General features: G+C 65.7%; 9 protein-coding genes. 3 read left to right on the forward strand and 6 right to left on the reverse strand.

What is annotated here, in order from left to right; translation table 11 throughout:
* Positions 1 to 52: 52 nt before the first annotated feature.
* Together RT662_RS08825 and RT662_RS08830 are read left to right on the forward strand one after the other, a co-directional pair.
* Positions 53 to 1,603, forward strand: coding sequence for a hypothetical protein (locus RT662_RS08825; RefSeq protein ID WP_313670337.1), 1,551 nt, complete (start codon positions 53 to 55; stop codon positions 1,601 to 1,603).
* Between the two features lie 81 nt (positions 1,604 to 1,684).
* Entirely contained in the window at positions 1,685 to 4,378 is a 2,694-nt protein-coding gene (locus RT662_RS08830; RefSeq protein ID WP_313670338.1) for a TonB-dependent receptor domain-containing protein, read from the forward strand.
* A gap of 85 nt (positions 4,379 to 4,463) precedes the next feature.
* Here the strand turns inward: RT662_RS08830 and RT662_RS08835 are convergent, their stop codons facing one another.
* From RT662_RS08835 to RT662_RS08855, 5 genes are read right to left on the reverse strand one after another with little or no spacing between them, the layout of a single operon-like run.
* Positions 4,464 to 5,081, reverse strand: a complete 618-nt coding sequence (locus RT662_RS08835; protein ID WP_313670339.1) for a 2OG-Fe(II) oxygenase — start codon at positions 5,079 to 5,081, stop codon at positions 4,464 to 4,466.
* Complete coding sequence (locus RT662_RS08840; RefSeq protein WP_313670340.1) at positions 5,078 to 5,827, reverse strand: prepilin peptidase; 750 nt, start codon at positions 5,825 to 5,827, stop codon at positions 5,078 to 5,080. Before RT662_RS08840 ends, RT662_RS08835 begins: the two co-directional genes overlap by 4 nt.
* Positions 5,827 to 6,939 carry a zinc-binding dehydrogenase gene (locus RT662_RS08845; protein WP_313670341.1) on the reverse strand — a complete coding sequence of 371 codons (1,113 nt, stop codon included), beginning with the start codon at positions 6,937 to 6,939 and terminating at the stop codon, positions 5,827 to 5,829. The genes RT662_RS08840 and RT662_RS08845 overlap by 1 nt, the downstream gene beginning before the upstream one ends.
* A gap of 2 nt (positions 6,940 to 6,941) precedes the next feature.
* The gene (locus RT662_RS08850; RefSeq protein ID WP_313670342.1) at positions 6,942 to 7,619 is read right to left on the reverse strand and encodes an amino acid racemase; all 678 of its coding nucleotides are present in this window, start codon (positions 7,617 to 7,619) and stop codon (positions 6,942 to 6,944) included.
* Positions 7,619 to 8,623 carry a D-cysteine desulfhydrase gene (locus RT662_RS08855; protein WP_313670343.1) on the reverse strand — a complete coding sequence of 335 codons (1,005 nt, stop codon included), beginning with the start codon at positions 8,621 to 8,623 and terminating at the stop codon, positions 7,619 to 7,621. The genes RT662_RS08850 and RT662_RS08855 overlap by 1 nt, the downstream gene beginning before the upstream one ends.
* A gap of 244 nt (positions 8,624 to 8,867) precedes the next feature.
* On the opposite strand from RT662_RS08855, the gene RT662_RS08860 reads away from it, so the two are divergent.
* A complete protein-coding gene (locus RT662_RS08860; RefSeq protein ID WP_313670344.1) occupies positions 8,868 to 9,539 on the forward strand; it encodes a PEPxxWA-CTERM sorting domain-containing protein in 672 nt (223 codons plus the stop codon).
* A gap of 69 nt (positions 9,540 to 9,608) precedes the next feature.
* Here the strand turns inward: RT662_RS08860 and RT662_RS08865 are convergent.
* Positions 9,609 to 10,332: acetyl-CoA hydrolase/transferase family protein (locus RT662_RS08865; protein WP_313670345.1), on the reverse strand; the 724-nt coding region annotated here is incomplete at its 5' end.

Raw genomic sequence — 10,332 nt, forward strand, 5'->3', positions numbered from 1 at the left:
CACAAGGCGCACCCCAGTTTGTTCAAACCACACGGCCAACAGGGGTGACCCCATGATCCGCTCAAGCAATATCCGCCTTCGCACGCTCCTCATGATCGGTTCGGCCCTCACGCTGGCGGCCTGCGATGGCGCGAAAAACATCGCCTCGCCCGGCGAAGGCGCCATCGTGACGCCGCCGCCCGCCCCGGCGCCGGCACCGGCTCCCGCGCCGACCCCGACGCCCACCCCGACCGGCCCTGCCGACAGCTGCCCCACCGGCACCACCAACGTTGGCGTGATCAACAACCTGCGCAATTGCCAGATTTCCGGCACCATCACCGGCGGGCTCACCTTGGCCAACATCCGCGGCGTGGTTTACTCGCTGTCCGGCCGCGTCAACGTCGGTATCGATCTGGGCGCTGATCCGGGTGCGCCGGCCGCTGGCGGCCAGCAGGGCATCCTGACCATCGATCCGGGTGTGGTCGTCTTCGGCTCCTCCGGCGCTGATGCGCTGGTGATCAACCGCGGTTCGCAGATCTTCGCGGAAGGTACTGCCACCCGCCCGATCGTCTTCACCAGCCGTTCCAACATGGAAGGCGGCGTGAACGACAGCTCGATCGGCCAGTGGGGCGGCATCGTGTTGCTCGGCCGCGCGCCGATCCACACCTGCGTTGGCGCTGGCGCCACCCCGGGCACCGTCAACTGCCAGTCGGCGGTTGAAGGCCTCACCGGCGCCTTCTACGGCGGCGGCAGCCCGGCTGACAACTCGGGCCGCCTGGCCTATGTCCAGGTGCGCTACCCGGGCTTTGAAGTCAGCCCCGGCAACGAATTGAACGGCATCACCTTTGGCGGCGTCGGCAGCGGCACCACCGCCAACTTCATCCAGGTCCACAACAGCTCGGACGATGGCATCGAATGGTTCGGTGGCCGCGTGAACCACAAGCGCATCGTGATCACGGGTGCGGACGATGACTCGATCGATACCGATCTCGGCTTCAAGGGCCTGATCCAATATGCGCTGGTCGTGCAGCGCACGAACGGCGGTGACCGCGTGATCGAAGCCGAAACTTCCGGCAACGAAACCCGCACCCCGCGTTCCAACCCGCGCATTGCCAACTTCACCTTCATCGGCAACCGCACGCCCGACAGCCTGTTGATCCGCGGCGGCACCGATTTCGGCCTGGCAAACGGCATCATCCGCAATACCACGGCCACCGGCCTGTGCCTCGACATCGACGGCGCCCAGACCGTGGCCGCTGCCGATGCGCCGACCGATGAAGCCGGCGCACCGATCTTCCGCTCGGTTATCTTCGGCTGCTCCGGCGCTGCCCGCGACGAAAGCGACGTGCCGCTGGCCAGCATCACGCCGATCATCACCGGTAACAACAACCTGCTGCCGACGGTGACGCTGACCCTGACCGATATCTTCTTGCCAGGCAGCTTCGAAACCGGCGCGGTTGCCACCAACCCGCGCACGGCCTTCACCGGCACCGGCACTTTCTTCGACGAAACCACCTTCGTCGGTGCGTTCCGCAATGCTGCCGACACATGGTACGCCGGCTGGACCTGCGGCGTTGGTACCGGTGCCACTGCCTGCACCGCAGCACCCGCGCCGATCCAGTAAAGGGCCGATCCAGGAAGTGCTGGGGCCGGTGGCGCGATACTCGCTGCTGCCGGCCGCCGCACTTCAACCGGGGACAAGATAATGACCAACAAGCTGCCACTCCTGCTCTCGACCACCATGATGGTGGCGTTCGCGACCCCTGCCTGGGCCCAGCCGGCGACCCCGCCGGCACCCGAACCCGCCCCGGCTTCCGAAGCGCCGCCCGAAGAAGAACCGGTGGACATCTCCGTCCCCGGTGGCGGCGGCAGCGAGATCGTCGTCATCGGCCGGCGCATCCCCAACACGGTGCGACTGAGCCGTGAAGTCGTCTCGGTGCTGAGCCAGGCCGATATCGCGCGTTCGGGCGAAGGCGATATTGCCGGCGCGCTGAAGCGTGTCACCGGCCTGTCGGTGGTGGGCGGCCGTTATGTCTATGTCCGCGGCCTGGGTGAGCGTTACTCGCTGGCGCTGCTGAACGGCCTGCCGATCCCGTCGCCGGATCCGCTGCGCCGCGTGGTGCCGCTCGATCTGTTCCCGACCTCGGTGCTAGCCTCCTCGGTCGTCCAGAAAAGCTATTCAGCCAATTTCCCCGGCGAGTTCGGCGGCGGCGTCATCAACCTGACCACCCGCGCCGTGCCCAAGGAAGCCTTTTTCACGGTGGGCGGCAGCATCGGTGCCAACACCGCCACCACCGGCCAGCTCGGTTATGTCTATGCGGGCGGCCGCAAGGACTGGACCGGCTATGACGACGGCACCCGCCGTCTGCCCACCGGCATTCAGGCCAGCCAGGACGCTGGCAAGGCGCTGGCCGTGGGCGGCAATTTCTCGCTGCGCCAGTTGCAGGACATTACCGCCACTCTGGCCAATGCCGAAACCAACGTCATCTTCCGCAACGACAATATCCCGGTGAACTGGAGCGGCAACATGTCGGGCGGCCGCGCCTGGGATGTGGGTGACGCGCGCATCGGTTTCGTGTTTGCCGCCGGCCTGTCCAACGACTGGCAGACCAAGGCCGGCAAGCAGCAGCTTTCGGGCGGCGCCGCAGTGGGCCAGGGCGGCACGCTGCAGCTCAACCCGGATCAGGATTTCGACTTCGCAGCCACGGAATTCCGCAGCGTTGTCAACGGCCTGTTCAGCATTGGCGCCGAATTCGGCGATCACAAGATCCGTTTCGCCAACGTCTACGTGAACGACACCATCAAGGAAGCCCGCATCCAGGTCGGCACCGACGATATCAACGTTGGCCGCGACGTGCTGCTGCAACGCAACGCCACCGCGCAGTTCCGCCGCCAGTTGATCGACACGCAGTTCGTGGGCGAATTCAAGTTCGACGATCTCACCGTCGATCTGCGCGGCACCTATGCCAACTCCAAGCGTCTCGCCCCGTATGAGCGGTTCAACAACTATGCCTTCTCGGCGCAGTTCAAGGATTATGTGAACGATCTGCGTTCGCCGGGCCAATCCAGCCTGGTTGCCTTCAGCCGCCTGAACGAAGACGTGTGGGGCGGCGGCCTTGACCTGGGCTACAAGATCCGCGGCGGCCCGTTCCCGATCAAGCTCACCGCCGGCTATGCCTACAGCATGGCCGATCGCGTGTCGGAACGCTTCGATTATCGCTATCAGTCCAACGCGGCCCTGCCCGGCGCTGTTACCCAGCAGCGCCCGGATTTCCTGCTGTCGGACTACAATGTCTATACCTACGGCATCATCCTCAACACCATCTCCACGGTGGCGCCGCGCTATGATGCCGGCCTGACCGTGAATGCCGGCTATGGCCAGATCGAGATCGAACCGACCGATGGCGTTCAGCTGGTGGCCGGCGTGCGCTATGAATCCGGCAAGCAGAACGTGACGCCGGCTGACGTGTTCAACGCCAACCCCGGTTCGGCCTTCAACACCCCCACCAACATCAACGAGGATTACTGGCTGCCGGCGCTGACCGTCACCTGGAACTTCGCTGAAGACATGCAGCTGCGCTTTGCCGCGTCGAAGACCATCGCGCGTCCGCAGTTCCGAGAACTGGCGCCGCAGCCCTATTTCGACACCGAAAGCGATCGCCTGAGCTTCGGCAACCAGTTCCTGACCAATTCGCAGCTGATCAACGTCGAAGCCCGCTATGAATGGTATTTCGGCCGTGACGAACGGCTGGCCGTGGGCGGCTTCTTCAAGGATATCGATCAGCCGATCGACGCCATCGCCTTCGTGCAGGGCGGCACCTTCCAGACGACGTTTGCCAACGTGCCGAACGCCCGACTTTATGGTGCGGAAATCGAAGCCCAGAAATATTTCGACCTGTCGGGCTGGGGTGATCTCTTTGCCACCCGCCGCTTCTTCATCTCGGCCAACTACACCTGGACCAACTCCGAACTGCGCGTGAAGGCGGGTGACACCACCCGCTTCCCGCTCTCGGGTGCAGTCGTGCCGGCCACCGACATCTTCAAGAGCGGCCTGCCGCTCACCGGCCAGTCCGATCATGTTGCCAACCTGTCGTTCGGCTTCCAGGATGATGAAGGCCTGTCGGAACAGACCATCCTGCTGAACTATGCCAGCAATCGCGTCGCCTTCCGCGGCCCGTCGGGCCAGCCCGATCTGGTCGAAAAGCCCGGTATCCGCCTCGATGTGGTGGTGCGCCAGGGCATCAAGCTGATGGGCACCGAACTGGAAGTGAAGCTGGAAGGCCGCAACCTGACCAACACCCGTTATCAGGAATTCCAGCGCCTGAACGCCAGCCGCATCGATACCAACACCTATGTACTGGGTCGCACTTTCCAGGCCAGCGTTTCGGCCAAGTTCTGAGTTGAGTTGCCCCCGATACGGCCGCCGGCGTCCACAGCGCCGGCGGCCTTTTCGTGTCAGGTCATCACTGGATAGCGGTCGTCTTCTAGATAACCGCCGGATGACGGCGGGGCTGATCGCGGAACCAGGCCGTGATGATATATTTGGTGCCGGCCCGCACCGGCATGCCGGCATGCAGGGTGGCGCTGTTCACGCCGCCATCGGGCAGGCGGTTGCACCAGGCCACCAGCTTGCCGGTTTCGGGCTGGATGGTCTTGTTCAGATGCTGGAACCGCGTCGCGCCGCCGGCCTTGGGTTCATTCAGATAGACCATCACCGTCCAGGTGCGCTGGCCGCCATCAGCCGTGTGCGGGAAGAAATCCAGGCCGGTCGGTTCGAAATAATCGGTGTGCATCTGGAACTGCTGGCCCACCGCATAACGCTGGCCCTGCAGCGATTCGGCATGGGCGATGTTGAGCCCGGCATAATCTGCCAGCTGGCGATAGATTCGGCCCACCAGCGGATCATTGGGTGGCAGATCGGCGGTTTCACTGGTGCGAAAATCGCTGCCCGCGCCATAGGCATCGGTGATGGTGGACGGCCGGCGATGCACATCGATCAGGCTGACCAGCCCGGCGCAATCCGCCGCCGACAGGAAGCCCTTGCGGATATGCATTTCCACGCGCTTGTCGGGCACTTTCTGGGCGCCGGCGAACCGGGTCATCGAACCATCTCCAGCCAATCGGGCCCCAGCCATAGCAGAATCAGCGCCACGCCCGCCAGCAGGGCGCCGAACGGCAGCCGGGTCATGGCGTTCACATCGCGCCCGCGAAAATGATCCCAGCCGGCCAGCGCCAGGCCCAGTGCGGCCGCGCCGGTGATCAGGAACGGCAGGCTCCAGCCGCCCAGCAGCGCCCCCAGCCCGGCCAGCAGCTTGGAATCACCGCCGCCCAGCCCGTCGCGCCCACGCAGCCGCTTATAGGCAAAGCCCACCAGCCACAGCCCGGCAAAGCCCAACCCGGCACCCCACAGCCGCTGTTCCAGGGGAAGCCCCGGCAGCAGCAGCGCGAACAGGATCAGCGGCAGAGTGAGCGCATCGGGCAGCCACTGGTGCTCGGCGTCCAGGATCAGCAGCGCCAGCAGCCACCAGCCGGCCAACGCGAACAGCAGGCCTTCGGGCGATGGGGTGGCCCAAAGCAGCCCAGCCCCGATCACGGCAGCGGCGACTTCGATCTGCCAGTGCCGGGCGGCAATCGCTTGCCCGCACTGCCGGCAACGCCCGCGCTGCATCAGGGCAGAAACCAGCGGCACCAGTTCCATCACACCCAGTGTGGCCCCACACCGGTCGCAGCGCGAGCGGCCCAGGATGGTTTCCCCCTGCGGCCAGCGCGCCGTCACCAACGCGATGAAGCTGCCCAGCAGCAGGCCCAAACTGCCGCCGATGACCGGCCACCAGCCTGCCGGCAGCATCAGGGAATGAGGATCTGACGGATGGCCTGCCCACTGGCCAGCGCATCGAGCGCCTCGTTGATCTCGGCCATCGGTCGCACCCCGGACAGCAGCCGTTCCACCGGCAGGCGCCCGGCCCGCCACAGGGCGATGTAGCGCGGGATATCACGCGCCGGCACCGCCGATCCCATGTAGCTGCCGATGATGGTCTTGGCCTCTGCCACCAGGCTCACCGCCGGGATGGTGAAGGGATCGGCCGGGTTGGGCAGACCCACGGTGACGATGCGGCCACCGCGCGCCGCGGTGCGATAGGCTTCCGCCAGCACCTTGCCGCTGCCCACGCTTTCGATGGCAACGCGCGGGCTCCCATGCTTGGCAAAGGCTTGCGCCGCGTCTTCGGGCGCGACCGCCGCGCGGGCGCCGAGCTCCACAGCCAGCGCGCGCTTTTCCGGCACCGGATCGATGGCAATCACCGGTTCCGCGCCGGCCGCCACTGCGCCGAGCAGCGCGGCAAGGCCAACACCACCCAGGCCCCAGACGGCAACGCTTTCGCCAGGCCGCACCTCGGCCGAATTGAACACCGCGCCCACGCCGGTGAGCACGGCGCAACCGAACAGCGCGGCGATTTCGGCCGGGATGTCGTCGTCGATCACAACCAGGCTGCGTTCATCGATCACGGCGTGGCTGGCAAAGGCCGACAGGCCAAGATGATGGTGCACGGGGTGGCCGCAATCCGACAAGCGGAAGCCGCCGCCCAGCAATTCGCCCTTGCCGTTGGCCGCCGCGCCATTGCCGCACAGCCAGGGCTCGCCGGACCAGCAGACGGTGCAATGGCCGCAGGCCGGCAGGAAGGCCATCACCACGCGCGTGCCCGGCTTCAGCCGCGCGCCAGGCCCGGCGATCTCAACGCGTGCCACCGCTTCATGGCCCAGCGCCATCGGCAGCGGGCGCGGGCGATCGGCGTTCACCACCGAAAGATCCGAATGGCAAAGGCCCGCCGCTTCGATCCGTACCAGCACTTCGCCCGGCCCCGGCGGCGCCAGATCGAGCGTCCTCAGGGTGAGCGGCTGGCTGGTCGCATAAGGTTGTTCCGCGCCCATGGCGGCAAGAACGGCGGCAGTTGTCTTGGTCATCCTCACACCCTATCGGGCAAACGCGCCGCCGCCAACGTGGCGCGGGCCAGCGCTGCGGTTGAATCGATCAGCGGTACCGCCACATCGGCCTGGGTGAGCAGCAACGGCACTTCGGTGCAGGCGGCGATCACCACGTCCGCCCCGGCCGCCGCCAGCCGCGCCGCTTCCCCGGCCAAGCTGCTGCGCACCGCACCGCTGCGATCACCCGCTTTGATGGCATTCACCGCAGGCTGCACGACGGTCAGATCGCCAGCCAGCACCGGCACCGGGCTGGCACGTCCATACAGATCAAGCGCCAGCGTCGCGCCAACGCCCAGGACGCCGATGCATCGCGGTTGATGCGCCATGGCCTCGGCAATCGCCGCGTCGATCATCGAGATGAACGGCGCTGCCGTGATCGCATCGGCCCAGCCATGCGCGGCGTTGCACGGCATGGCGAGCAGCTGCGCACCCTGCGCCACCAGCGCCGCGCCCATTTCCGCAAGCACCGGGCCGGGCGAGGCCGCGCCGGTGAGCGCCGCCGCATTGCGATCGGGCACGTGCGGGTTGCTGTCCACCAGCACGCGCGGGTGATCGGTATCACTGGCGGCATTCACGCCTGCCACCAGCCGGCTCAGGAAATCGGCCGTGGCCGCCGGCCCCATGCCGCCGATCACGCCGATTGTCCGATAACGGCGCATCAGTTGTAGGCAGGATCGCGCAACACGCCGGCAAAAGCCGACAGCGACGGCGAACCGCCGGTGTGCAGGAACAGCACGCGTTCGCCCTTGAAGGCGCCTTGCCGCGCCAGCGCGATCAAGCCGGCCATCGCCTTGCCGCTGTAGACGGGATCGAGCAGGATGCCCTCCTTCGCCGCCAGCAGCCGCACGGCTTCCACCATTTCCGGCGTCGGCAGCGAGTAACCGGGGCCGACCCAATCGGCCAGCGCCACGATATCTGCGGCCACCGGCTGCGGCGTGCCCAGCAGATCGGCGGTGGCTTGCGCCAGCTTCAGCACATTGGCTTCCTGTTCGGCGCGGGGCCGGCGCACGTTGATGCCGGTGACGGGAATGCCGGCATTCAGCGCCACGAGGCCGGCGATCAGGCCCGAATGGGTGCCGGCACTGCCCGATGCGACCACGATGCGATCGAAGGCGACGCCTTCATCAAACGCTTGCGCCATGATTTCCTGCGCGCACGCCGCATAGCCCAACGCCCCCAGCGGCGAGGAGCCGCCGCCAACGATGATATAGGGGTGGCCGCCCGCAGCCTTCACGGCGGCGGCTTCCACGGCCATTTCCTCGGCCAGATCGGCCCCGGCCTTGACCATGCGCACCGATGCGGCGCCCATCAGATCAAACAGCAGATTATTGCCCAGCGCATCCGGGCTGAAACTGCCCGGTACCCGTTCCTCGATCACCAGCCGGCAATCCAGGCCTTCCTTGGCTGCCGCCGCCAGCGTGAGCCGGCAATGGTTGGACTGCGGTGCGCCAACGGTGATGAGCGTATCCGCCCCCTTGGCCAGCGCATCGGCGATCAGGAATTCCAGCTTGCGCGTCTTGTTGCCGCCGCCCGCCAGGCCAAGCAGATCGTCACGCTTGATCCACAACTCCGGCCCGCCCAGCGCCGCCGAAAGGCGCGGCATCGGTTCGAGCGGCGTGAAACCGGGGGTGTAACGGCGGCGGGGGAAGCGGGCGAGATTCATGGTCGCCCCGTGACACGAAGGCGGCCCGCGCGCAACCATTTGGCGGCATCATCCACCCGCGCGCTTCGCGGTTTCAAAATGCCGTGAACCCAATGTTGCGCGACCGGGCAACATTTGCACGCCAGCAGCCCCGTTAACTCATATTTATCTATAAAACTTATAAACAAACTCTAAATTTACTTCCACGCCAATATCGTTTGGCCGTGCGCTTTAGAGAGCGCTTGTGCAAAGTCGGGGGTAAATTATGAAGACCATGCTTAAGGCCGCGCTGTTCGCGCTTGCCGCCACCAGCGCGCTCACCGGTGCATCTGCGCAAACCACCGTGTTCGGCGACCGCGCCACCTTCCTGTCGGCCCTGTCCAGCTCGTTCACCGATGGCTACAACGTTGCCGACGGTTATTCCGGCGGGTTTCAGGTTCTCAGCAATGCCGTGATGACGGCTGTTGCCGGCCAGACGCGATACGAAACCACCGGTTTCCAGAACTTGAACATTGTTGCACAGGCTCTACCCGGAAACGGCCGATATTGCGCCGGCTGCAACGGCAGCTTCACACTGCACTTTGATCAGACCACGTTCGGTAATGCCAACGGTGTCGGCGGTGTCGGCCTAGATATTACCTTCAACGACGGATCACTGCCTTATTCGGCCCTTGTCACCTTTGGCAACAGCGACACCCAGCTGTTTGCCCTGCAGGCCGACGCGGCGAGCTTCTGGGGCTTGACCTCGGATCGCCAGATCCGCTCGATCGCGTTCGGCCCCAACGGTGGCATCACGACAAACGGCGCGTTCCAGATCGACAATTTGACCATCGGCGCTTCGGGCGTCGTGCCTGAACCGGCGAGCTGGGCGATGCTGATCGCCGGCTTTGGCCTCGTCGGCGCCACCGCCCGCCGCCGCCGCGCCGTTACCGCCTGATCCAGACCAGGATCGAAAAACGCGAAGAGCCGCTCCATCCGGGGCGGCTCTTTTCGTTGCGGCTCCGCTTCAGAAGCTGAACCCGCGCGGGATCAGCCGGTGTTCATGGGCCTGGCGCTCCAGCCCCTGGCGGAAATCCGGATGCGCCAGCCCGATCAGCGCCCGCGCCCGTTCCGGCACAGATTTGCCCTTCAGGTTCACGATGCCATATTCGGTCACCACGTACATCGTGTCGGCCCGCGTGGTGGTGACGATATTGCCTTCGGTGAGGTTGAACACGATCCGGCTGCGCCGTGCGCCCTTCTTGTCATAGGTGGAAGGCAGGCAGATGAAACTCTTGCCGCCGTCTGACGCATAGGCGCCGCGCACGAACTGCGCCTGGCCGCCGGTACCGGTCAGGTGGCGGTTGCCATCGCTTTCCGATGCGGCCTGGCCGGTGAGATCGATCTGCGTCGTACTGTTGATCGCCGTCGCCTTCGGGTTCTGCATCACGATGTGCGGGGAATTGGTATATTCCACCGGCCGACACGACAGATCGGGATTGCGATCGATCGTGTCATAGAGCGGCTTGGTGCCGGCCGCGAAGCAATAGACCAGCTTGCCGGGATCGAGCGCCTTGGCCACGCCGGTAATCAGCCCGGCGCGATAGAGTTCGGCAATGCCATCGGTGAGCATTTCGGTGTGCACGCCCAGATCCTTGATCCCGGCCTGGGCCAGCATCGCGCACACGGCGTTGGGCATGCCGCCGATACCGATCTGCAGGCAGGCGCCGTCGTCAATCTCAGCCATGATC

This window comes from Sandarakinorhabdus sp. (assembly GCF_032115815.1).
Lineage (GTDB): Bacteria > Pseudomonadota > Alphaproteobacteria > Sphingomonadales > Sphingomonadaceae > Sandarakinorhabdus.